We start from the raw sequence: 23,101 nt of genomic DNA, 5'->3' as shown, positions 1-23,101 counted from the left end.
GAAGGGGGTTAGCCCTTCACACCACCAGCGGTGAGCCCGGAGACAATCCGGCGCTGGAACACCAGAACCATGAGGATCAGCGGCACGGTGACCAAGGAACCGGCAGCCATGATGGCGGCGTAGGGGTATTCGAAGGCGCTCGGCCCGGAGAAGCGTGCGATAGCCACCGTCACCGGCTCCGTTGCGTTGGTGGACAGTTGGCGGGCCAGCATGAACTCGTTCCAGGTGGCAATGAAGGCGATGATGGCGGTGGTGAAAATGCCAGGTGCCGCCAGGGGGAGTAGGACGAGGCGGAAGGCTTGGCCGCGGGTGGCGCCGTCCACACGCGCTGCTTCTTCCAGCTCCCACGGCAGTTGGCGTAGGAAAGAGATGAGCGTGTACACCGTTAGCGGCAGCGCGAAGGAAATATTCGGGATGATCATGGCGCGGTAGGTACCAATCCACCCTAGATCGCCGAAAAGCTGGAACAGCGGAGTGACCAAGGCAATGCCGGGGAACATCGAGGCCGCCAGGATGATGCCGGTGACCAGGCCCTTGCCGCGGAAGTTCAGGCGTGCCAAGGCATAGCCGGTGAACACACCCACGATGACGGCTAGGGCGGTGGTGACCAGGGAGATGATCAGGGAGTTCCCAATCGCACCGAGGAAGTCATTGCCCTTGTCCGTGGCCAAGGCGTCACGGAAGTTCTCCATGGTCACGTGCGTGGGCCAGGGAGTGGTGTCAAAGGTGTGCTTCTTGTCCCGCAGCGCGGTGACCAGCATCCAGTAGAACGGAGCCAGGCCCCAAACGAGGATGAACAGCACGCCCAAGACGTGGCCGATGGATCCAAGACGTTTCTTCATCGTGCGACCTCAGCTTTCTTCGCCTTCCGTTTTTCTATCCGCCGTTCCCTCCGGGACCGCGTTTCCTCACCGCCAACATCCGCGCCGCCAAACCGGACCAGGAGGAAGGCGACGGTGAAGATGAGCAGGAAGATCAACGTCGACAAGGCGGATGCTGAGTTGAAGTTGTTCTGGCGCATGTCTTCGACGACGAGCTGCGAGATGGTGGCCGTGGGGGAGTTGGAGGAACCCGAGATCATGATGACGGGAAGGTCGTACATGCGCAGCGCGTCGAGTGTGCGGAAAAGAATAGCCACCATGAGGGTGGGGCGGATGAGAGGCAAAGTGATGCGGGTGAAGGTTTGCCAGGCGGACGCGCCGTCGACGCGGGCGGCCTCGTAGACATCCTTGGGTACCATCTGCAGGCCGGCGAGGATGAGCAGCGCCACGAATGGCGTGGTCTTCCATACGTCCGCGATGATGACGGCGATGCGGGCCGCCCACGGATCGGTGGTCCACGCGATGGATTGGCCGAGCAGGGAGTTCACAATGCCGTTTGGCGCGAACATGAACTGCCACAGTTTCGCCGTCACGGCCGTGGGGATCGCCCACGGGATGAGCACCGCCGCGCGCACGAGAGCACGCACGCGGGAGGGGTGGTTCATGATCAGCGCCATGACCATGCCCAGCACGGCCTCCAGCGAGACGGTGACCACAGTGAAGAACAACGTGATGCCCAGTGCCGGCCAGAAATCCGTGGCCAGCACGCCCGGTGGACAATCACCAACGGTGCCCGCGGGGCTCATGCAGCGGTTCTGGATCCAGTACAAGTAGTTGTCCAGTCCCGCGAAGCCACCGTCGACGAACACCCCGGTTTGCGGATCAAGGTGCCGGTTTGCCTGGAACGACAGCCAGATTGCGCGCACGATGGGGTAGCCAATAACAATCGCCAGCACAATCAATGCAGGCGCAACAAGGGCATACGCTTTGCCGGCATCGCTGCGGGCGCGTTGCTTAACGACGTTGCTCATCCACTCTCCTAACCTCCAACCCCAACCTGGGCGAGCGTACTATGCGGGCGTAAAAAACGGCAGAGCCGCAGCCGGTGTGAAAACCGCTGCGGCCCTATCCTTATCTTTCTCATTTCCCCCTAGCTTCCTAGTGGAAGCTGGGGAAATCCTATTGTGCTGCCTGCTTGATGGCAGCAGCCATGTCCTTGGTTGCATCGTCGACGCTCTTGCCGGACGTCAGTGCGGCGTAAGCGTTGTCCTGGATGGCCTTGGAGATAGCCGGGTAGAACGGGGACACCGGACGTGGCTTAGCGTTCTCCAGGGACTCCTTGAGTGCTGGCAGGTACGGGTGCTCCTCGATCAGGGCAGCATCGTCGTAGATGGAAGCCAGAACCGGCGGGAAGGACGCCTTGGCAAAGGAGAGCTGGTTCTCCTCGTTGATGATGAACTCGATGAAGTCCTTCGCCGTCGCCTTGTGCTTGGAGTTCACGTTGATGCCGTTGTTGTAGCCACCCAGGGTGGACACGCCGACACCGTTCTCGCCGACGAGTGGCTGAACCTCAAAGTTGAGGCCTGCCTCCACAGCGTTGGTGTACATGTACGGCCAGTTGATGGCCAGGGCGGTGTTGCCCTCGGTGAAAGCGAGGTTGGTCTCCTCCTCGGTTGCGGCGGTGGAGCCCTTGGCGATGGTGCCGTCCTCGTATGCGTCGACAAGCGCCTGGAGGCCAGCCTTTGCCTCAGCGGACTCGACGGTCGGCTCACCGTTGTCATCGATGACGGTGCCGCCCCAGCCGTTGATGAAGCCCAGGGTGTTCACCGTCAGGCCCTCGTACTGCTTGAGCTGGGTGGTCAGGCAGTCACCCTCCACAGCCTCACACGCGGACTTGATGTCGGCGAAAGTGTCCGGCTTGGACGGAACCTTGTCCACGTTGCGGAACAGCAGCTGGCCGTTGGTGTTCTGCGGCAGCGCGTAGAGCGTGCCGTTGTAGGTGGCGGAATCAACCGTTGCCTGCAGCAGCTTGGAGGTGTCCACCGCGTAGTCGCCCTCGAGCGGCTCCAGCCACTGGTTAGCGGCGAAGTCCGCGGTCCACACAACGTCCAGAGCCATCACGTCATAGTCAGAGTTGCCAGCCTGGAGGGACTGCACGAGGGTATCGCGCTGGTCATCAGCCTCACCGGCCAGCTCCTTCAGAGTTACCTGCTCATCCGGGTGCTCCTTGTTCCAGGCCTCAATGATCGGGGTGATCTTGTCCGTGTCATTACGGCCCATGGCAAAAGTGATCGGGCCGCGGTCAGCGCCGGAAGCCTGAGAGTCCGAGCCACCGGCGTCATCCGAGCACGCGGTCAGTGCAGTAGCGGACAGTGCGATGGCGCACAGAGCGGCGCCAGTCCTACGGGTTGCGTGAATATTCATGCATTGGCCTTTCAGATAGGAGGTTTCAGTAGATCTTAAAGAAAATGTGTCTTGAAACTGCCGATTCCACGTTTCTCATGCCCATTTCCCTATAAAACCAGCCATAATCACCCCCGAGGCGGGGGTTTCGATGTTGGTTTAAGTCCGTCTCGCCCCCGTTCAGGTGATGCTTTTCGACGTCCCTCCCAGCCCCCACTCCCACCTAATAATGCCAGCGCGCCCCACACCTGGCACTATGGCAATGGCTATTAGTGTTCTAATGGTTTTCTTACATATCGCCGAGACGAGAAAGATGAAGGACCGACGAATTCATGTCCACCCCATTTGATGAGAACAACAGCGCGTCTAACAACACTGGCGCTGATGCGAACCCGTCCAACTCCACGTGGCAGATGACTCCGCCGTCATCGTCTGCGTCTGATCCGACTGCCGCGAATGCTCCGTACGGCCAGCAGGCATACGGTGCGCAGTACGGCCAGTACCAACAGCAGGGGTACCAGCAGCAGGAGTACCAGCAGCAGGGCTACTACCCGGGCCAGCCAGATCAGCTGGGACAGCCGTTGCAGGCCGGATCAACCAAGAACCCGAACAGCTTCTTTGGAAAGCTGTTTGATCTGTCCTTCAAGCGCTTTGTTACCCTAGACAGCGCCCGGGTCATCTACATCCTTGCGCTCGTTCTCATTGGGTTGTTCTGGCTCGTTGGCCTCTTCTTCGCCTTTGGCTCGATGTTGGGGCTCAGCCAGCAAGGTTCGACAGGCGCCGGCATCTTCTTCCTGTTCATGTACTTGATCTTGGGTACATTCTGGAGCTTCATCCAGGTCGTTTTCGCCCGCCTTGGCATTGAGGCACTGGTGAACCTCTACCGGACCGCTGAAAACACCACCGAGCTCGTGGAGCAAGGCAAGGCAGACAGCGAGAAGGACGGTCAGGAGGACACCGAGTAAACCTTCGTGTAAGCCTTCGCGCTGAAACGCTGAAGCTTGGCCGCGCCGGGTCCCCAATGTGGGGCTCGGTGCGGTTTTCTTTGTGGTGCCAGCAGGAGCACCCTCCTGGATTGCCTCCACACCGGCCTCGCTGCACGCTAAAACCCGCTATCTAGATCCCGCTATTCATCCCTTTTGGGCCGAATAGCTGGTACTAGGTAGCGGGTTCTAACTATTGGGTTCTAAGGGTTAGACACCCCAGAGGTCGGAGGCGTTCACGCCGAAGGAGTACAGCGCTCGGCGCAGCAGAGGCAGCGACAGACCAATGACGCTGGTCTGGTCGCCTTCGATGGAATCAATGAACCAGCCGCCGAGGGCCTCCAAGGTGAAAGCGCCGGCGCACTGGAGGGGTTCGCCGGATCGGGCGTAGGCCTCAATGTCTGCATCGGAGACGTCGCCAAAATGGATGCGGGTGGACACGGTGTCCACAACCCAGGTCCCGTTGAAACCGATGGCGTGGCCGGTGACCAGCTCAGCGGTGCGGCCGCGTTGGGCCTGCCAACGGCGGATGGTTTCCTCAACTGTGTGCGGTTTGCCTTGGAGAGTGCCGCCAAGAAGCAGCATGGAATCACACCCCACCACGATGTCATCGGGGTAGTTCGGAGCCACGGCATCGGCCTTTGCGCGGGCGAGGGTAGTCACGGTGGTGGAGGGGGAGGCGCCACCAAGGGAGGCGATGATCGCGTCCTCATCCACGTGCGCCGGGTGCTGCAGTGGCTCCACACCGGCGTTGCGCAGAATCATCAAACGCGATGGAGACTGGGAAGCAAGAACCAGGCGCATGAGAACTGAACGACAACCGAATTAGAACAAGGTCTGCGAGTTAAACGCGGACGGGTTGAACACCACGGGGTCGTGGTTACGCGGGGCGGGACGGCCCCACAGGTTGCGGTGACCACCGCCGGTGCGGGACTTGGCTTCCTGCTGCAGGTCCGTGAGCACCTGGGTCAGCGCGGCCAGTTCTTCCTCGGTGGGGTTGCCCTTCACCACCGTGAATAGGGGATTAGTCATGCTAGCTCCTTAGCCTCCTTACAGCGGAATGTTGCCATGCTTCTTCGGAATGGCGTAGACCACCTTGCGTTCAAGGAGGCGCAGCGCTTCGGTGACGTTGGCGCGGGTCTGGGATGGCTCGATCACAGCGTCAACGAGGCCACGTTCCGTAGCCACGTAGGGGGTCAGGTGGGTGGTGGCGTATTCGTCCGCGTCGACGCCGAGTTGTTCGGCGGCCGTAGTGGCGTCGGCAAGCGCGATCTGCGCGGTCGGCCATGCAAAGACCATGTCGGCGCCCAAGTCCTTCGACCCCATGACCACGTAGGACGGGCCGATAGCGCGGCGGAGAATCACGGTGATCTTGCCCACCTGGGCCTCAGCGTAGGCGAAGGCAAGGCCGGCGCCATGCTTTGCGGAGGCGAGGTGCTCTTCCTCCTCAGACGGGAAGAAACCAGGGGAGTCGACGAATTCAACGATGGGTAGGTTGAAGGAATCACACACGCGGATGAAGGACGCGGCCTTCGTTGCGGCTGCGTGGTCCAGGCAGCCAGCCAGCACGCTCGGCTGGTTAGCCACGATGCCCACCGCGCGACCAGAGATGTGCGCGAAGCCGGTGACGACATTGTCGGCGTAGCCACGGCTGAGTTCTGTCAGACCCTTGTCGGTGATGCGGTTGATCACGTCGCGGACATCGTAGGAAGCAGCGATGCTGTCCGGGATGAAGGTGTCCAGGTCAGTGGTGTCCGGCTCCGTCGTGTTCTCGTTGAGGGGGGACGCTGCGCGGTTGTTCTCCGGCAGGAAAGCCACCAGGTCACGTACGGTCTGAACCGCCTCAAGATCAGTCGGTGCGGTCAGGTGCGCCATGCCGGTGATCTGGGAGTGCACATCGGCGCTACCCAGGGACTTCGCGGTTGCTACGCGGCGCGTCACCTTGGTCACCGCGGACACGGAGGTCAGATGCATCGTGGCGGTTTTCACCATGACGGTGAGATCGCTCAACGGCACCAGCAGCGCCGGCAGGGATGCCACTTCACCAGCGACGATGGAGATTTGCGGCACAACGCCGGAAGCCTCCGTCGCCTTGCGCAGAATGCGCGCGGACATCGCGGCGGTCACCACACCTTCTTGCAGGCGCGCACCCGTCGAATCATGGATCGCAATGACAGGCACACCCGTCTTAATTGCCAGGTCGTAGACCTTCAGGATCTTCTCGGCGTACACCTCACCCAACTGGCCGTTAAAAATGGAGGAGTCGTGGGCGTAGACGGTGACCCGTCGGCCGTCGATAAGCCCGTAGCCCGTCACAACACCATCGGTGGCCGGCTTGATGCGATCCAGGCCGTAATCCTCCACGCGGTGACGCGCAAGCGCATCCGTTTCCACGAAAGTGTCAGTGTCCAGCAGCGCCTCAATGCGCTGGCGGGCTGTTGAAATACCCTTTTCACCTGCGGCGCGGGCGGCTTCGCTGCCCATCGGCTCACGTGCCTCCGCCAAACGGTTACGTAGATCTGCAATCTTGCCGGCGGTGGTGGTCATGTCGGGTTTCTTATCGGTCATAGCGCCTCAGTCTACGGGTTAGCTGTGAATAGATCAGGTCCTACACGGCCTATCGGTCCGCGCGCGTGCGATGTTTCGCGGGATGCTTATCGACGAGTCTTGGTCTACGGGGCGTCCAAATTCCCCATCAACGGGTCAGCTCACTTTTGACCTAGATCAAAAGCCGTGACTCCGGAGAGGCTTGTTGGATCAAGGCGCGTGGTGATGCCGACTCGGTTCCAAGCGTTGATGGTGACAATAGCCATGAGGAGATCCCGTGCGCCCTTCTCACCATGCAGTTCCTCCACGCGCTCCCAAAGCGAATCAGGGACAGATTCCTCGCCGTGGATCTTGGTTACAGCATCTGTGAGCTCAAGTGCTGCACGTTCCTTCTCAGAAAAAACGTCCGGAAAGTCAGTCCAGTTCTCGGTCTGGGTGATTCTGTCTTCTGTCCAACCGCCCTTTCGCGCATCACGACGATGCATTGCCAGGCAGTAAACGCATTGGTTCAGAGCAGAAGCCCGAAGTTGCACAAGGTGGGAGAAGTCCTTTGCCACACGTGCGCGAACGTATGTTTCCAGTCCGAGCATGGGGGCGTAAGCGACCTTTGGAATAGGTTTCCGTTTATGTGTTGCCATGGGGCGACTCTACGCTTCTGGGAGATAGTTGGGCGGGCCCACGATTACCCATCATGCCCCAACAAGAACTTCGCGTTTGGATCGTTCCAGCGCGCACTGAATTCACTGCCGTTACCGCTGACCGGCACCATGGACCCATCACGTGGTTCGATGGTGGCGGTGAAGTGTGCGGTGATGCCTTCGGCGGTGGAACGTGTGCGTTCACCCCAGATGAATTCGACGGCGTCGTCGGGGTTGGTGGTGACGCTTTCGACGCGGGTGAACAGGGTCATGTCGTCGACCGGTTCGCCGTGGACATAGAAAGCAATTCCGTCTGTCATGGACGCACCGGTTTGCGCAGGGTGCTCTGCATCGCCGAGGCCACCGCGGAAGATGATCCAGCTGAGCGGTGCGCACGGGTCGTAGTGGTTCTCAATGTCTCCGATCCAGAAGTTGTTGTCATCCCAGTCCCGCGCTGGCATGCGCCCGGGTGCCTCGTGGTTCGGGTACTGCTCCCGCGGATCCTTGGGCAGGGAAGCACACTGCTTGTCCGGTTCGGGCTTTGCCTTGGTGGATTCGTGTTCCGTCGTGGTATTCGCGGTGGAACCTTCGGATATGTCGGCGTTCACCACGGTGGTGAGCGCCGGCTCACTGAGGTTCTCACCAGCTGAGGAACAACCAGTGAGCACACCTCCTGCCAGCACAGTTGAAAGAGCCAGGGCAGCAACTCGGAGATGGGACTTCATGCCCCAACAGTGTAGTGGTGTGTTTACAACCCTGAACCGGCTCAGAAACCCCACTCCGCGAACACATCCTTGACCACCGGGTGGCTACCGAACTCGGCTTTCAGTGCGCCTACCTGAAAACCCCAGTAAGCATCGGTGTCCGGCGAGCCGGATACTTCCTTTGCTTTTTTCTTCAGTGTGAGCATCCGGTCCATCAAGCAGTTGAGCGTTGCACGCGTTGCCGGCATGTTCTCCTGGGCCAGGGCTCGGGATATCTGCTCCCGGATGTGCGTAAAGATCACGCCGAATGCCCACTCCGGGTCATACACCAGACCGACGTGTTCTGCGAAGTGGGCAGCCATGGATGTGCTGGGGGAGGCGGTGGTGATGAGGGTAAAGCCGACGTCGAAAAGCTTGAAATACGTTGCTGCCAGCAACATGTAATCCGGGTTAGTGGCGGCTTCCTCCACGGATTGCAGCACGAACATGGCTTCAGCAAAGTCCATGTCCGGGAGCCGGATGTAGTCGAGGAAACTCTCGATGCTCACGTCTTTCTCAAACCAGTAGCGGTGATACATCCGCGTACCGTCCGCACCGAAGTACTTCGCCGCCGCGGCGTACAGGACCTCCGGTGTGAGCTCCACCGGATCCGCACTATCCAGTGCCGCTGTGACGAGCTTCTCGGCGCCCAGATCCATCCCGTTGCGCTGATAAAACAACAGCAGTGCGTCATAGTTGCCGTACTCCGCGCACAGCCGCTTGACCTCCTGCATGTTGTTGCGCAGCAGGGCCACGTCGATCTCCAGAGGCAGGACATTCTCCGGATGCCGGGGACAGCGTGTGTGGGCTTTGGTGATGATGACATCAAGATCCTCATCTTCCAGCAGCCCTGCATAGTCCGCGAGATGCGGACGTAGGTAACCGCCGGGGACCAAGAATATGTCCACGATCCAATCGACCAGAAGCTTTGTCGGCGGCTGGGTATCATGCGCGATGAACACGTGGTGCTGATACAGCTTCTCCAGCGCAACCACCACGCTCCCGACGGGATAAGTGATGCGATGTGTCCACGCGATAGCGTCAAAGATGAGACTCTCCAACGAACACAGGAGCTTGAGCTTGTCATTCTGGAAGTCCGTTGCATCAGCATGACTACGGATCACATTTCCCGCGTTCTCCAAGTTGTGCGCAGCCTCTTCCACTTTCTTTTCGGTATAGGCCACGTCGAACAGGAATTTGGCAAACTTCATCTCATCTTGCACCGCTTCCATCGCGGGCAACGGCTGCGAAGAAAATGGCAGAACATACTTGGTTACCGTGGGCTCAGCCAGCGGATTCTCATGCCGCAGTGCGTTGATCACATCCACCAGATCCTGCTTGCTCATGATCTCCAGCGTGCTGGTGACCACATCTTTGGTATCCACCACCACATCGTCATAGCGCCTGGTCGCATCCACCTCGTACTCTTCTTCGGCTTCCCCAACCAGCTTGGCAGTCAGCGGCCACTCGGGGTGCCACATTATCTGCAACGCCACCGCCACCGCGTGCTTGCACCAAACCTGTGGTACCGGGCAGGTGCACTGCACATTGAGACGATCGGCTACTGTCTTCCCCTCATTGACAACAAGCTCAAACCGCACCACCCACACACCTGTGCCTAACACCTGCGCGGTAAAGGTTGACCCCGTTCGCACCAACGGCGTCATCTCCATGTCCAAGATCTCATCAGCACATATGAAGCTCTTCACATCAGCCAGTGCTGCCACGCCCGCCTCGCCCAGCGCCTGAATATGCTCCACCACGTTTTCTCTCATGCCCTCACGCTACAACGCGGGTGCGACATGGGGGGGCTGAGCTGCTCGAACGGGTGTGCGCGTGGCTTTTATGTCTGCAGCAGCTCGCGGAGGCTCTTGCGCGCCCGGTGCACGCGGACTTTGGTGGCGGAAAGTGAGGAGCCTTGGTGCTCGGCGATTTCGGCCAAGGTGAGGCCACCGATTTCGGCGAGGATAAGGGCTTCGCGGGAGTCGGCGGGGAGCGAGGCCAAGGCTGTACTCAACGCGTCATTATCCGCGATGGATTGCTCAAACTCGGCGACGGGATCGGCGATCTCGAAGGAGGGGGAGTCTTCAGACTCGGAGTCGCGCGGTGCGTCGAGGGAGATCGTGGGTTTGCGGCGGCGCACAACCTCCAAGGAAGTGTTGGAGGCAATGCGGTAGATCCAGGTGGCAAAACCGGAATCACCGCGGAACGTAGGCAGATTCTTCCATGCCAGGTACAGTACCGCGGTGAATGCGTCCTCCGCATCGTGGTGGTTGGTGGTGATGCGGAGGCAGAGGTTGAAAAGTTTTCCTTCGTGCAGCTTCACCAGTTTGGCAAAGGCAGACTCATCGCCACCTTTAGCGTTTTGGAGAAGCTGGGACTCGGACATGTTTACTTTCGTGTGTACCGGGAAAACAAGTTACGCAAAAGAATACTGCAACATTGTCGCGCCGGGCTGAAGTAGTGGTGGGTGCGTGCTGTCGCAGGGGCACCCTTTACATGTCGTAGTCCCCGCTCATACCGGAATCTGAGGCCGAGTCAGAACCGGAATCAAATCCCGAATCAAAACCGGAGGAGAAGTCAGATCCGAGGTCAGATCCCAGGTCAGGGCCCAAATCTGGGTAGTCGAGCGCCGGGGAATCGGAAGAGTCCGTGGAGTCAGCCTCCGAGGACTCGACCGGCTCGGCGCCGGAGCCTGGGGAATCAGAATCCAGGGCGCCGGTGTCGGTGTTATCGGTGCCCTCTTCCCCCGCGAAGGGGTCGAAGGCATCCAGGTCGAAGGGTTCTTCGGTGGTAGGGACGATGTCCAGGGTGTCCCACTCTGGCCATTCGTCGGTGGTGAAGGCTGTGTGGAGGGCGCGCTCAAGCAATCCTTCGGGGACAGGTTCTTGGTTGATCATTGCGGCCTCCTTTCAGCCTGCTTCGTTGTCGTGCGCTGCAAAGTACAGGGGTGGGCGAGCGTCACGTTAGAACGAATCGTTGTAGTCCGTGTCCAGGTTATCTGCTGGGTTGTTCAGGTCCGAGTCCAGGGTGTTGTCCAGGGAACCTGAGGTGTCCTGGGTGCCCAAGTAGTCATTGATGGAGCCGAGGCCACCAGCGTAGTCACCTGCTTCGATCACGGTTTCCAGGATGCCGTCGGAGTTATCCAGGTCGGAGTGGATCTCGTCGATGTTGCCATCACCATCGCGGTCAACCAGCTTGGTGTTGGTAAAACCATCGCCGTCGGTGTCCAGGGAGATCTCATTGACGTAGCCGTCGCCGGTGGTGTCCTTGTACACCACGTCGGTGATGCCATCGCCGTCGAGGTCAACGCGGGACTCGACGACCTGGCCGTCCTCGATGAAGTCCTGCTGGAAGGTGGTGTTGGTCTTGGCATCGACGTAGGCCACGGTGTCAGCCGCGCCATCGTTGTCGGTGTCCACGGTGTAGGCGACGGTGCTGCTGTCGACCATCTCGCGCTGGGTTTCGAAGGTGCCGTCACCGTCGGTGTCAATCTCCTCGAGGGTGATGTCGCCCTTGCCATCCAGGTGGAAGACGTGTGCGTTGCCGTCGTGGTCAACGCCGTGGATCAGGTCGTTGGTGCCGTCAGCGTTGATGTCGCGTGCGCTGAGGTAGCCGAACTCTTCCGGGTTGAGCTCTGGGAGGTTGAGGTTGTTGTCGCCGCTCATGATGGGTTCCTTTCTCAAGGGGTTGTGGTTGCTTACATATCTTTAGATGCGGAAGGCGCCCGGATGGTTACATCCAGGCGCCACATTTTTTTAAAAGATTATTTCCGCAGGTTAGAGCAGGTTGTGGTGCTCCAGCCACTCGATAGCCTTCTCCGGGGAGGCGAAATCACGGGACTCAATCACCAGGCCAGTTTCAGCATTGGCGTAGTGGAGGGTGGCAGATGTGTCATTGTCCTTCGTGGCAATGGCAGCTGCGTTGTCAGTGGTCACCGGTTCAGCGTCAGACTTGTCGGTGTAGCGGCCCTGCTCAATAAGGGCCTTCTCACGCGAGCCGTCCTCCGTATTGTACGCGAAGGTGATGCGCGGTGCGTCGTACGGGCCGGTGGGTTTGAAGTACTGCACGTTGTCGCCGTTGAATTTCACTTCACAGGAAATCTGGGTTCCGGTGAGACTGTTGAACGTTGAGGTCCGGCGGTTACACGTACCCACCTCCTTGCCCAGGGATTCCGGCAGAGCATTGAACACATCCTCACCACTCTGCTGCGCTGGGGTCTCGCTCGCCGGTGCCTCTTCGGTTGGCGCGTTTGCACCGGTGGTTTCCGTCGTTGCGGTTTCCGTGGGGTCCTCGTTGGGCTTTTCGCTTGACGACGGTCTAATGAGCATCACCAGCGCCCCCACCAACGCCACAACGGCCAGGAGCGCGCCCACCGCGATGCCGATGGTCTTGCCTTTGGACTTTGTGGCCGGTGCTGCTGCGGACATCGGTGACGTCAGTGGTTGCTGCTGGCGTGGTTGTTGCTGAGGTGCCGGCTGCTGCTGCGGGGTTGGTGCAGCAGTGGTGTGCAGACCGGTGACGATGGGCCCGACAGCGGAGATAGCGCCTTGGGCCACCACCATTTTCGGGTCATCCAGGGTTGCTACTGGGCCGAGTGCCTTTATTTCCTCCTGCACCAGTGGCACACGGGAAGAACCACCGGTGAGGTACAGGGCCTTGAGGTCGTGTGGGTTGTTGATGCCGGCGTCCGCGAGTGTGGCACGCGTGAGGTCCACAGCACGCTGGACGGGGTACCGGATAATCTCCTCGAACTCGGAACGGGTCAGCTGAAGACGAATTGTTTCACCATCGCCGGGAACAGAGATGGTGGCCGTCGGATGCTCAGACAAGAGCTCCTTGGCGCGACGGATGCTGTCTTCTACCGCGTGACGGTCAGACAACGGTGCGTGGCGGCGGAGGTATTCGAGGCGCTCCGGGTGGTCATCCTCCAGCTGCTGGTCTACCCAGCGGCGGATGAAAGCATCAAAGCTCTTGCCGCCCAGGGTGTTGTCACCACGGGCGGCAATGATGTGGAAGGACCCATCCGGCTGCACCTCCAGTGCAGCCACGTCAAGGGTGCCGCCACCGAAGTCGAAGACGGCAATCTTGTCGCCCGGCTCCAACGGGGAGTTGGTGGAGTAGTACTGCGCAGCAGCCTTGGGCTCCGACACGGTGCGGATGGTGGTGGCGTTGAGGCCGAGTTTCTCCGCGGCGTCCAGCAGCACCTTCACCTCTGCATCAGACCATGCTTCCGGGTGGGTGAGCACGAGCTCACTCGGACGCTGATCATTGTGCTCGCGGGAAGCGCGCTTCACCACAGAATCCAGAATGGCGGCAACCGGGGTGGAGGCCGGCACGTCATAGCCATTGATCTGGAACACCTGCTGTGGCACCACGCGCTTCGGTGAGGCCAGGAACCCGTCCGGGTTGTCCTCCGCTTTATTCAGCGCCACATCACCAGTGTCCACGTGGTCCGGTGTTTCGATGTACACCGAAGACGTCATGGTCATCCGGTCATGGGAGAGGCTTACCGCCTCAACTCCACCGCGCGTCGGGTTCGTGTGCGCCGCGGCGGTGTTGGATGTGCCGAAGTCGATGGACAAAATCCAGTCATTGGACATGTCGGGTCCTTCCTACTTTGTTTCCCGCATGGGAGCCTAACTGTTTGCCGCGGAGCTCGTGGGAGTGCCCGCGCTCGTCGGCGCTTTCTGCAGGATCAGGTACTGGGCAGCCATGGCCTGCGTCAGCTGGAGGCTGGGGGCGAGGGCTGGTTTCTTATCCTCATCGGTACCTTCTACAGCATCCGATTCGTTCTTGGGTTCGAAGGCGCTGGCATGGGCAAAGTAATTCTCGTACACCAGGTAGCAGGTGTATACCGTTCCGGCAGCACCGTCCTCTTTCTTGCATTCCATGCCCGGAACCTCTTGAGGGGCGTCCCACGGCTCATAATCCAGGTCCGCGGTGACGGCGTGCATGGTGGCCAAAATGAGCTTGGCGCCCTCAGGGTTCTTGGTGCGGAACAGTGACGTGTCCATCGTTGCCATGGCTTCGACCTTGGCTTGATCAATCATGGAGAGGATTTCGGGCACCTCCTTGTACCTGCCGGCCATACCGCGTGGCTCCAAGGCCATGGGGAGACCGCCCAGAGACTGTACTGACTGGTCCTTTGGGCTCAAGACCGTGTACTGCAAGATGTGTTTCGGGTCAAGGGGCGGCCACTCATCGGAGAAGCCATAACCTGCTGCAGTCTTATGGGTCTTCAAAGTATCCAAAATGGGGATCTGTTTGGAGAAGAAGGAAGATACGTATTCTCCCTGCCACTTCGTCGCTTCTGGGCCCGCATCGTCGTTGCCCTCATCGCCGCTCTTGTCGACGTATGCAGTGGACATGAGCAGATACTCCTTATGCACCTTCACCGCATCAAGGCCTTCGCCGTCAGCGGTGCGTACAGCCGTAGCATCATTATGGCCTGCCACTGGTTCTTCGGTGCCCGGGTTGTGCGGGTCACCCTCAAAGAAATACATCGAGCCTTCTGTGAGGTGTGTTTCTGTGAGAGCATCAGCCGCCTTTTGCGCGCTTTCCGGGTCTTCGAAACGGAGGACAAAGTTACCTACTGAGCGGCTCTTTGAAGCGTCATTGCCAAGGTAGGCATAGCCGAGCAGGAACTTTTCACCCAACGGAGCCAGACGGTCAAGAGCCACCTTAGGCAAGTCCATACTGAGATTGTCGAGTTTCCACACACGGCGGTGAGCAGCATTGCGTGTGAATTCGTTGTTCACCTCATACGGCAGCAATGTGTTGTTGGCAAAGAGTGCCATTTCGGCCGATGGGCCCATCTCATCGTTCGTTTCGGGCCAACCCTTGTGGGGCTCGGTGGCGTAGGAACCGGTATCAAATTCCGGGCCAGTTGGTTCCGCAACCTCAACCGAGGTTGGTTCAGACGGGGCTTCGCCGCTTTTACCGATCCCGTCTAAGACGGAGCAGCCGGTGCTCAACAAAGCGGTCGCAGTCAGCATCGCTGCGAGCGGGAGAGAAGTGCGTTTCTTCATTGATCTTTCTTTCTACGCAGTCGGGTGGGTACACCCCTTAGACGGATGGTGGGGACAAAAGGTTACATGCTATTTCGTAGGAGCCTTCTCCAGAATGTAGTACTGGGCAGCAATGATTTGGGAGAGAGTCTTCTTCGGATCCAGTTCTTCGGCGCCTGAGTCAGGGGTTGTTTTGACCTCATCGTCGAGAGGATGTGATTCCGTGATGCCGGCGTGGGCGAAATAGTTCTTATAACGGAGGTAGCAGAAGTAGTAGGTCTGCCCGTCTCGAGGGGAGGCGTAACAGGTGGTGCCGGGGACGTTCTGCGGTTCGTCGTAAAGCTGTAGTGTTGCGGAGTCCTCCGAGTTTGAATCGATAGCCTTGAACGACGCTTCAATAAGGTCCGCGTTGGCTGCGTTAGACGCGCGAACAAGCGTTGTTTCTGATGCTGCAGCGGCTTCGATTTTGGCGCTATCGAACATCTTCAGAATCTCAGGGACGTTCGAGAACTGTGCCGCGAACAGCCGGCTATTCATGGACATAGGCACAACGCCAACGAGGTTCTTATCTTCCGGCTTCAGAACTGTGTAGCGCAAAATGTCATCTGGATCCACGTCCTGCCACTTATCAGACTTGCCGTAGCCTTCAGGGGTTTTGTGCGACGGGATCAGATCAATGAGTGGGAGCTGCTTATCCACAGTGGTATTCACATACTCCGACATCCAATCCATCGCCTCTGGCCCGGGCTGTGTCTCATTCCCATTCGCATCAACCTCCAGGTTGCTGGTGTAAACGTAAAGGACGTACTCGTCTTTGGGCACGAAAGCCCGGAGGATCTGGCGGCGCTCATCTTTGGAGGCAAGGATTGTTTCATTGCTGGGGAAGGTCACATTCTCCAACGGATAAGAAGAATCGGTGATGAAGTCGGTGCCACCTGCGGCTAGGAGCGCCTCATGCAAAACTTTCGCAGCCTCCTTTGCCGCCTCGGGGGAAACGAAACGGAGCAGTGTGTTCTCCGCACGGGAGTTGGTCAGGGTGTCCGATGCCCTTTGGGTGTAGCCAGTCAGGTAAGTCGGCTCTAAGGATGTGATTCTATCCGGCACACCCGTGGGCATAGTGTTTGTGAAAAGTTCAAACGTTGTTTGGCGTTGCGCGGTGAGTCCAAGCGTGAACCTGGGATCCACCTCGTAGGGCAGTAATGTGTTGCCACCGATGAGCGTGGTTTCTGTGATCGGACCGAGACTTTCCCACGTTTCCTCCGGCCAACCTGGGTGGGGTTCAGGCTTGTACGAACCGGTGTCATAGGCAGGGGCCATGGACAGTGATTCTTCAGAGGATTTAGTCGGTGCACCGTCCCCGCCCTTCAATGGGAGATCACAGCCGGTCAAAAGCAACGCACTCGCAACGGCGGTTGTGGCGACAGTGAGAAATTTAGAGGACACGGGCAAAACCTTTCTGCTTTAACGGAAGGATGTGCGCTACGCGTCCCCGCTGGCCACATAAGAAGGCCAGCAGGGGAGTAACGCTTTCACTCTGTTAGATGAACGCGCATGCGGAAAGGTTACATAAAGATTTTCTAAAGCTTTACACAGGTTCTTCAACTGTGCTGCTATGTGTAAACCAAGTTTTCTCGTGCGTCAGATCATGTGCCCATGACTGGGGCAGTAGATATACTTCCCTCTAGTTTTCAACCACGTCCAACTAACGTGTTCAACCACCGTGTTCCGGAAAGGCTCTGCTCAGTGTCCGATCAGCCCGATCAGTCCGATCAGCCCCAGGCCCCCACGAGAGGCCCGCGCGAAGAAGCGGCGCTGTGGATTGAGCGTGTGAGCGAGAAGATCCTCAACCCTTACGGCCGGGAGAAGTACGGCGAGCATGCCAAGGCGTTGGCGACGGCGGAAAACCAGGTCAACACAGTGATCCTGGTGGGGGAAGTGGGCCGCGGTAAAAGCTCCTTGGCCAATGCGTTGGTGGGCCGGCAGGGTGTTTCGCCCGCCGGGGCAGACTTCACCACAGTTATCCCGGTGGCGTTGACCATGCCCACGGAGGATCTTGCGGCGGGGCAGGCGGCGTTGATGTCGGCGGACGGAGCGATCGTCGTTAAGCCAGAAGACCTTGCGCAGCGCGTGGACCGTGCGGCGCAGCACTTCGATGACTTTGTGCCCACGCGCGCGCACGTTGCGCTGGAATCCTCCATGATGGGCGACGCTGTGGTCATTGACGCGCCGGGTGTGGGCGGGATTTCCTCGATGGATTCGGCGGTGCACGCGGATTCGGAGCGGCAGGCCAGCGTGGTTGTGGTGGTCACGGATGCGTCGACCCCGTTGACTAAACCGGAGATGGACTTCCTTGCGCGGGCGCACGCGGTGAACGGCAACGTGGTGGTTGCTGTGACGAAGACGGATAAGAACTCGACGCGTTGGCGCGAGATCGTGGAGGAAGACAAGGCGCTCATTGCTACTCATTTGAATGAGCCGATTCCGGTGATCGGTGTGTCTTCGTTGTTGCCGTTCGTGGGCCTGCATACGTCCGATAGCGTTATCGACGATATTTCGGGCCTCGGGCAACTCCGCGCCGAGATCAGCGAGCGCTTTACCCGCGCACAATCCATCCCGGTGACCAAGGGCCTCAACGTGGTGTTGGAGGGCCTGGAAGATGTGGATAAACAGATCCACCGCGATATTGAGGACGTGCGTGAGGCGGAGAAACTCCTGCCGGATCTGACTAATGATCTGGCGCGGCTGGAGGATCTGCAGCGCACGAGCAAGGAGTGGGAGCGCTTCTTCTACTCGGACCTGTCGCTGATGCGCACCCGGGCGATGGAACGCCTGGACACCGACGTGCAGGAGGTGAAGAAGAAGTGGACCGACTTCATTGCTAAACACGGCGTGAAGCTTTTGCGCAAGGATCCGCAGCACTTCACCCGCCTCATGGAGGAGGACTTCCAGCGCGCGGTGGTGGCCACCGTGGATTCTTTCGGCTGGGAAGTGGAAACGTACCTGCGGGAGAAGTTCGGGGCATCCCATATTCCGGATGAGATCATCGGGGATGTGCGCGCGCAGTTGAGTTTGGGTGAGCTGCACACCTCGGAGCTGCAGAACTACATGAAGGACACCTTCGACCCGATGATGCTCATGATGGGCTTTTCATCCGGTTCCACCATCGGTGGCTTGCTCGGTGCGGTGCTGGTGCCGGGCGTGGGCATTGTGGCCGGTGCCGGATTCGTGGCCATCACCTTTGGCTACCGCGCCATGCGCCAAGGCAAGTCTCATTTGCAGAACTGGCTGCGTGAGGCAGCGAATGCCGCGCAGAAGAACACCGGCAATGCGTTGCAGACCTTCATTGCTATTGCCCAGCCGCGTATTTCCATCCGCTACTCCGAGTTCTTGGCGCAGGAGATCAAGGCAACTCAGACGCGCATTAGAAAGATTGAGCACGATAAGAACAAGGCCGTTGAGAAGCGCGACCGGGAGTTGGCGCAGCTGAACACGAACCTCAAGGCTGTGCAGCGTTCCTACCGTGATGCCGAGATTTTGCTGCGTAAGATCGCGGCGCAGGAGATGGTGTAAATGACCTCTATCCTTGACCTTTTGCTGACAGAGCTCCAGGGTCTGTCCGCCCAGTCGCCGGAACTGGCTCAAGCTTGTGCGCCACTGACTGCGCGGGTGAGTACTCCGCCGCGCATTGTCATCGTTGGTCGCATCAAGGCGGGTAAGTCCACGCTGCTCAACGCCCTCGTCGGCGCCCCCGTGGCGGAGACCAAGGCGCTGGAAGCCACCAACGTGGTCACCGTGTACCAGTACGGCGCGCCGGATCGCGCGGAAGCGATGCTGCGCAACGGCCAGCGCGTGCCCATCCAGACCATGCGCGGGGAAGTGGCCGCGCTGCCTGCCCCGCCGGTGGACATCGCATTCATCGACAGGTGGATGCCAGCCAGCGCCGTGAGCAACTACACGCTCATCGATACACCAGGTCTAGCCACCCTCACGGATGAGAATGAGGCAACAACGCGCGCCGCGCTTATCGACGGCTACGAGCAGACCCGCAGCGCCTCCGTCGACGCCGACGCCGCCATGTTCCTTTTTGATTCGGCTCCCCGCCGCGACGAAGTGGAGTTCATCCAACAACTTGGCTTCACCCCGCTGAACACCATGGGCGTGCTCTCCCGCGCCGATTCTTTTGGTGAGGGTCCCTTGGGTCAGGAGGACCCGATGGTGGCTGCCGGCCACCACGCGCAGAAGCTGCAGCGTGAGCTCGCCTCCTATGTTGGTCGCGTCATGCCTGTCTCCGGTTTGCTTGCTCAAACCGCTGCCACCGGTGTGGTCACCGAATCCCTGACACGTCAGATCGCCCGCGTGACGGCGATGTCCCGCACGGAACTCATCACCGAATTGTTCACCGCTGAACCCGGTGGCAGCCGCAGTGCCATCAACCAGATCACCAACGTCATCGACGTGGTGGGGGAGTATGGCCTTTTCCTCGGTGCCGAAGAGGCCGCCAAGGGTGCCGCTACCTTCAACGAGTGGCTCACCCAATCCTCCGGCATCGGTGCCGTGCGCGACGTGCTGGAGAAGGAACTGTCCACCTACGCGTATCTTCACCGCGCCGGTGAGATCCTCGCCGCCATGGAAACCCTGGTGTACCGCCACCCCACCCACTCGGATGCCATCCGCCAGGCAGTATCCACCGTGCGCAACCACCCGGCTGCTCTCCCCGCCAAACTCCTGGTCACCCTGAAGGGTTTGCTCACATCCTCTGCGCAGAACATCTTCGTGGAAGAAGCCACCCGCCTGGCCGCCATCGGCAGCCCCGCCCAACGCCTTGGCCTGCCGGATGATGCCAACCCGTGGCAGATCCTCGACCGCATCCAGGAAAAGCGCCGGGAGATGCAAACCCTGTCCTTCGGCCTCCTCGACCCTTCGGAGGAACACGCGCTTGTCACCTTCGCCCAAGCCTATGACCAGCTTGAACGCAACGCCCAGGCGATGACATAAAAATTGTTCAAGAATCCGTGTAACCCTTTTGTCCCCTCGGACCGTCTAACGGTCAGAACATGAAAAGCACCACACCGAAAGGCCGTAACAATGTCCGACTTCTCCGCAGACCTGCCTGACTTCCTCAACGACATCGTTGAGAATGACGCCGACATCACCCCGAGCCCCCTCGACCCGATTGAGTCCAACCCTTACGCCTACCCGCAGGCCCCGGACCCACAGCCCATTGAGACGAACATCGCCCAGCCGGACACCACTGAGGCTGATACCGCACCAGAAACCGATCCCGCGCCAATCGTGGACACCACGCCCGAACCTGACACCGACGCCACCCCGATCCTCGAGCCTGCCGATGAGGAAGTTACCCAGACGGTGGAACAGGACGAGCCCGCCCCGATCGCGGACGATGCCCCAGCCCCGGTTGAGCCCGCCGACGACGTCCCGGTTATTGATGACTCCACCGGCCTCGAAGACGGCGTTGCCGGCAACCACTTCCTCTGGTCCGACGACTGGTTCTGGCAGGAAGTTGACGGCTACTGTGGCCCCACCGCCGCCGCATTCCTGCTGAACCAGTTCCAAGACGCCGGCATCTCCAACCCGGAGTACATGGTGGAGCGCGCCGTCAACCTCGGCCTCATGGGCGACCCGACTGAGGGCATGTACACCGAGGACCTGGCCACCCTGCTCACGGAGTCTGGCCTCCCCGCTGAGATGCAGACCTCCAACATGGAGGACCTGGCCATGAAGCTTAACGACGGCTACGGCATCATCGCCTGCGTCGACTCCGGCGAAATCTGGGGTGACCCCGAAGACGCCGTCCGCGAGGACAACCTGATGGACCACTTCCTCGTCGTCTCTGAGATCGACTTCAACCGCGGCGTAGTCACCCTCACCGACCCGGGCGCCCCTTACGGCAACGGCCTCGAAGTCCCCATCGACCAGTTCGAGGACGCCTGGGCCGACTCCGGCCACACCATGGTTGCCACCACCGACGTCGACGCCGAACTCAGCGGCGCACCCGGCATGGCCATCGTCAACGCAACCCGCTCCGAGACGATCCGCTAGGGCAAAGAAAGCCCCACATCAACCCGCGCTAAAGGCCACCGTAAGGTGGCCTTTTCGCTATATTTCTGGGTTAAGGTTCACCGTGCTTGGAGGAAACATGAAACTCAAGGGTAAAGCTGTAGTCAGGTCATTTCCGTACAGCGTTGAACACCTTGAGAATTTCCTCGTGGAAGCGGCCCAAGAAGATGAAGCAACCCGGCGGCTTCTTCTGAAGTACCCGACGGTGTATGTGATCTACCAGGAGTCTGATGGCGCATATCAGGTCTACGTCGGTGAAACCAATGACATTGCGCAGCGAACGAAAACTCATCTCGAAGTTGATCCCGACAAAATCGATTTGACTCAAAATTCGTTTGATGACGCACTCCTCCCGGTAGAAGACCCAGAAGTGGTCGCGCTTAAACCTTCAAAGTGGAATTCATTCAGGGATAACGATTCAACGATTATCGTCATCGGTCATTCTTTGTTCAATAAGTCCCTGACCTTGGATATCGAGGATCGATTGATGCTCTACCTGTCCTCCGTTGAAGGGGTTAAGGGAGCTGATTCGGTTACGCTAACTAACGCACGCAGAAACATCCAGACCGACTACTTCACACGCGACTATGTCGATGACGCTTTCAACTCGATCTGGCGAAAACTTCGCCAGCATGACCCTGTTCTATTTCCCCTTGAGAGGCTGATTCGTGAATCGGCGCTTTTTAAAGCCTCTCCGTTCCATCAACTCAACGAGCAGCAAGTTGGTGCAAAGGTACAGATCCTCAAAGCGGTTGATCGCGCATTAACCCCAGATGAGTTTCAGCGTCAGCGAATTCAGTCTGACCTGATTCTTGTTAAAGGCGGAGCTGGAACCGGAAAGACTGTGTTGCTCAGTAGTGTTTTCTACGACCTGGTCCAAGCTCATGTAGCTAAGACAGGACTGGAGGCTGACCAGAACTTTAACGTGTACTTGCTTGTCAATCACGATGAGCAGGTGACCGTCTACGAGCAAATCGCTGAGAAACTTGGATTACACGATGATAAGCACTCGCGAGTTATGAAACCGACACGGTTTATCAATGAGCACAAGAACAAGGGGACGAAGGCCGATGTCGTATTCATCGACGAAGCCCACCTCCTCTGGACACAGGGTAAGCAGTCCTATCGCGGTGAAAATCAGCTCCGCGACATCCTTGAATTGGCTGATGTAGTAGTTGCTGTTTTTGATCCTCTGCAAGTTCTAGCAGGCAACCAGTTTTGGACTGCAGATCAGCTCCAAGAACTCGAAGCGCGTGCAGGTCATAGCAATATCATCAACCTCAGCCAACAAATGCGCATCGATTCCGATGGCCCCGCCGAGACCTGGATTCGAACGGTTATTGATGAAGGATTGATCACTCAGATCCCCACGAATGACCGGTATCGAATTGACATATTCGATACTCCACACGACCTTCATTCCGTGATTCGCGCAAAATCACAACCGAGTGAATCGTCCGAGGTAGAAAAGGGTTTAAGCCGACTCATTGCAACCTACGATTGGAAGTTTTCGTCCGGAAAGACCCGGCCAGCGGACAGTGACACGTGGGACGTGACCATCGGTGATTTCCGCCTTCCTTGGAACAACCAAATGCAAATTTCACGAAGTGAGAAGAAACAGTCATGGGCTGAGCGAAACTCAACCGTTGATGAAGTGGGATCGATCTTCACTGTCCAAGGATTTGATCTCAACTATGCCGGAGTCATCCTCGGTCCATCCGTCAAGTACCGTGACGGCCGAATCGTCTTCGACAAGACAGAAAGCAGGAACCCCAACGTAACCAGCAAACGATCAATGGAGATGTTGCGCGCGTGCATTTAGTAACACCGTGGTGACTATCGGGTAACGCGATGGTGAGTATCGAGTAACACTGCAGT

General features: G+C 58.9%; 20 protein-coding genes. 5 read left to right on the top strand and 15 right to left on the bottom strand.

Going from position 1 to position 23,101, the window contains the following annotated elements; translation table 11 throughout:
- Positions 1-8: 8 nt before the first annotated feature.
- From QP994_RS08770 to QP994_RS08760, 3 genes are all read right to left on the bottom strand, one after another.
- Positions 9-842: a carbohydrate ABC transporter permease gene (locus QP994_RS08770; protein WP_284855503.1), complete on the bottom strand. Its 834-nt coding sequence runs from the start codon at positions 840-842 to the stop codon at positions 9-11.
- Entirely contained in the window at positions 839-1,852 is a 1,014-nt protein-coding gene (locus QP994_RS08765; RefSeq protein ID WP_284866273.1) for a carbohydrate ABC transporter permease, read from the bottom strand. The genes QP994_RS08770 and QP994_RS08765 overlap by 4 nt, the downstream gene beginning before the upstream one ends.
- A gap of 148 nt (positions 1,853-2,000) precedes the next feature.
- On the bottom strand, positions 2,001-3,245 hold the full coding sequence (locus QP994_RS08760; protein WP_284866271.1) for an ABC transporter substrate-binding protein: 1,245 nt from the start codon (positions 3,243-3,245) through the stop codon (positions 2,001-2,003).
- Between the two features lie 311 nt (positions 3,246-3,556).
- Between QP994_RS08760 and QP994_RS08755 the strand changes: the two genes are divergently transcribed.
- On the top strand, positions 3,557-4,189 hold the full coding sequence (locus QP994_RS08755) for a DUF4282 domain-containing protein (RefSeq protein WP_284866269.1): 633 nt from the start codon (positions 3,557-3,559) through the stop codon (positions 4,187-4,189).
- A gap of 228 nt (positions 4,190-4,417) precedes the next feature.
- Here QP994_RS08755 and QP994_RS08750 read toward each other — a convergent pair whose 3' ends face one another.
- The 12 genes from QP994_RS08750 to QP994_RS08695 form a co-directional block, all read right to left on the bottom strand.
- The gene (locus QP994_RS08750; protein WP_284855499.1) at positions 4,418-5,011 is read right to left on the bottom strand and encodes a Maf family protein; all 594 of its coding nucleotides are present in this window, start codon (positions 5,009-5,011) and stop codon (positions 4,418-4,420) included.
- Positions 5,012-5,032: 21 nt separating this feature from the next.
- On the bottom strand, positions 5,033-5,239 hold the full coding sequence (locus QP994_RS08745) for an acyl-CoA carboxylase subunit epsilon (protein WP_284855498.1): 207 nt from the start codon (positions 5,237-5,239) through the stop codon (positions 5,033-5,035).
- 18 nt (positions 5,240-5,257) lie between these two features.
- Entirely contained in the window at positions 5,258-6,775 is a 1,518-nt protein-coding gene (locus tag QP994_RS08740; RefSeq protein WP_284866267.1) for an acyl-CoA carboxylase subunit beta, read from the bottom strand.
- 140 nt (positions 6,776-6,915) lie between these two features.
- Positions 6,916-7,392, bottom strand: coding sequence for a carboxymuconolactone decarboxylase family protein (locus tag QP994_RS08735; protein WP_284866265.1), 477 nt, complete (start codon positions 7,390-7,392; stop codon positions 6,916-6,918).
- Between the two features lie 44 nt (positions 7,393-7,436).
- Entirely contained in the window at positions 7,437-8,117 is a 681-nt protein-coding gene (locus tag QP994_RS08730) for a hypothetical protein (RefSeq protein WP_284866263.1), read from the bottom strand.
- Between the two features lie 41 nt (positions 8,118-8,158).
- Positions 8,159-9,910 carry an SWIM zinc finger family protein gene (locus tag QP994_RS08725; protein ID WP_284866261.1) on the bottom strand — a complete coding sequence of 584 codons (1,752 nt, stop codon included), beginning with the start codon at positions 9,908-9,910 and terminating at the stop codon, positions 8,159-8,161.
- Between the two features lie 68 nt (positions 9,911-9,978).
- Complete coding sequence (locus tag QP994_RS08720) at positions 9,979-10,524, bottom strand: RNA polymerase sigma factor (RefSeq protein WP_284866260.1); 546 nt, start codon at positions 10,522-10,524, stop codon at positions 9,979-9,981.
- Positions 10,525-10,630: 106 nt separating this feature from the next.
- Entirely contained in the window at positions 10,631-11,035 is a 405-nt protein-coding gene (locus QP994_RS08715) for a hypothetical protein (protein WP_284866258.1), read from the bottom strand.
- Between the two features lie 66 nt (positions 11,036-11,101).
- Positions 11,102-11,803 carry a hypothetical protein gene (locus QP994_RS08710; RefSeq protein ID WP_284866256.1) on the bottom strand — a complete coding sequence of 234 codons (702 nt, stop codon included), beginning with the start codon at positions 11,801-11,803 and terminating at the stop codon, positions 11,102-11,104.
- Between the two features lie 111 nt (positions 11,804-11,914).
- Positions 11,915-13,738, bottom strand: coding sequence for an Hsp70 family protein (locus QP994_RS08705; protein WP_284866254.1), 1,824 nt, complete (start codon positions 13,736-13,738; stop codon positions 11,915-11,917).
- A 36-nt stretch (positions 13,739-13,774) separates the two neighbouring features.
- A complete protein-coding gene (locus QP994_RS08700) occupies positions 13,775-15,166 on the bottom strand; it encodes a DUF7373 family lipoprotein (RefSeq protein WP_284866253.1) in 1,392 nt (463 codons plus the stop codon).
- A 69-nt stretch (positions 15,167-15,235) separates the two neighbouring features.
- Positions 15,236-16,588 (bottom strand): DUF7373 family lipoprotein, encoded by a 1,353-nt coding sequence (locus QP994_RS08695; protein ID WP_284866251.1) that lies wholly within the window; start codon positions 16,586-16,588, stop codon positions 15,236-15,238.
- A 300-nt stretch (positions 16,589-16,888) separates the two neighbouring features.
- Here QP994_RS08695 and QP994_RS08690 point away from each other — a divergent pair, with 300 nt between their 5' ends.
- The 4 genes from QP994_RS08690 to QP994_RS08675 all read left to right on the top strand — a co-directional run bounded on the left by QP994_RS08690 (position 16,889) and on the right by QP994_RS08675 (position 23,045).
- Entirely contained in the window at positions 16,889-18,715 is a 1,827-nt protein-coding gene (locus QP994_RS08690) for a dynamin family protein (RefSeq protein ID WP_284866249.1), read from the top strand.
- On the top strand, positions 18,716-20,140 hold the full coding sequence (locus QP994_RS08685; RefSeq protein WP_284866247.1) for a dynamin family protein: 1,425 nt from the start codon (positions 18,716-18,718) through the stop codon (positions 20,138-20,140).
- Positions 20,141-20,230: 90 nt separating this feature from the next.
- On the top strand, positions 20,231-21,205 hold the full coding sequence (locus QP994_RS08680; RefSeq protein WP_284866245.1) for a C39 family peptidase: 975 nt from the start codon (positions 20,231-20,233) through the stop codon (positions 21,203-21,205).
- A 97-nt stretch (positions 21,206-21,302) separates the two neighbouring features.
- Entirely contained in the window at positions 21,303-23,045 is a 1,743-nt protein-coding gene (locus QP994_RS08675; protein WP_284866243.1) for a DUF2075 domain-containing protein, read from the top strand.
- Positions 23,046-23,101 lie beyond the last annotated feature (56 nt).

It is taken from the genome of Corynebacterium sp. MSK044, from assembly GCF_030232825.1.
GTDB lineage: Bacteria > Actinomycetota > Actinomycetes > Mycobacteriales > Mycobacteriaceae > Corynebacterium.
Note: the sequence above shows the minus strand (reverse complement) of the source record. Positions and strands in the feature narration are given on the sequence as shown.

Bases quoted from the DNA above. Each gene is read 5' to 3' on its own strand.
- QP994_RS08675 (WP_284866243.1), top strand. From the start codon at position 21,303: ATGAAACTCAAGGGTAAAGCTGTAGTCAGGTCATTTCCGTACAGCGTT.
- QP994_RS08700 (WP_284866253.1), bottom strand. From the start codon at position 15,166: ATGAAGAAACGCACTTCTCTCCCGCTCGCAGCGATGCTGACTGCGACC.
- QP994_RS08685 (WP_284866247.1), top strand. From the start codon at position 18,716: ATGACCTCTATCCTTGACCTTTTGCTGACAGAGCTCCAGGGTCTGTCC.
- QP994_RS08755 (WP_284866269.1), top strand. From the start codon at position 3,557: ATGTCCACCCCATTTGATGAGAACAACAGCGCGTCTAACAACACTGGC.
- QP994_RS08680 (WP_284866245.1), top strand. From the start codon at position 20,231: ATGTCCGACTTCTCCGCAGACCTGCCTGACTTCCTCAACGACATCGTT.
- QP994_RS08735 (WP_284866265.1), bottom strand. From the start codon at position 7,392: ATGGCAACACATAAACGGAAACCTATTCCAAAGGTCGCTTACGCCCCC.
- QP994_RS08745 (WP_284855498.1), bottom strand. From the start codon at position 5,239: ATGACTAATCCCCTATTCACGGTGGTGAAGGGCAACCCCACCGAGGAA.
- QP994_RS08760 (WP_284866271.1), bottom strand. From the start codon at position 3,245: ATGAATATTCACGCAACCCGTAGGACTGGCGCCGCTCTGTGCGCCATC.
- QP994_RS08770 (WP_284855503.1), bottom strand. From the start codon at position 842: ATGAAGAAACGTCTTGGATCCATCGGCCACGTCTTGGGCGTGCTGTTC.
- QP994_RS08715 (WP_284866258.1), bottom strand. From the start codon at position 11,035: ATGATCAACCAAGAACCTGTCCCCGAAGGATTGCTTGAGCGCGCCCTC.
- QP994_RS08720 (WP_284866260.1), bottom strand. From the start codon at position 10,524: ATGTCCGAGTCCCAGCTTCTCCAAAACGCTAAAGGTGGCGATGAGTCT.
- QP994_RS08750 (WP_284855499.1), bottom strand. From the start codon at position 5,011: ATGCGCCTGGTTCTTGCTTCCCAGTCTCCATCGCGTTTGATGATTCTG.
- QP994_RS08740 (WP_284866267.1), bottom strand. From the start codon at position 6,775: ATGACCGATAAGAAACCCGACATGACCACCACCGCCGGCAAGATTGCA.
- QP994_RS08725 (WP_284866261.1), bottom strand. From the start codon at position 9,910: ATGAGAGAAAACGTGGTGGAGCATATTCAGGCGCTGGGCGAGGCGGGC.
- QP994_RS08730 (WP_284866263.1), bottom strand. From the start codon at position 8,117: ATGAAGTCCCATCTCCGAGTTGCTGCCCTGGCTCTTTCAACTGTGCTG.
- QP994_RS08705 (WP_284866254.1), bottom strand. From the start codon at position 13,738: ATGTCCAATGACTGGATTTTGTCCATCGACTTCGGCACATCCAACACC.
- QP994_RS08765 (WP_284866273.1), bottom strand. From the start codon at position 1,852: ATGAGCAACGTCGTTAAGCAACGCGCCCGCAGCGATGCCGGCAAAGCG.
- QP994_RS08710 (WP_284866256.1), bottom strand. From the start codon at position 11,803: ATGAGCGGCGACAACAACCTCAACCTCCCAGAGCTCAACCCGGAAGAG.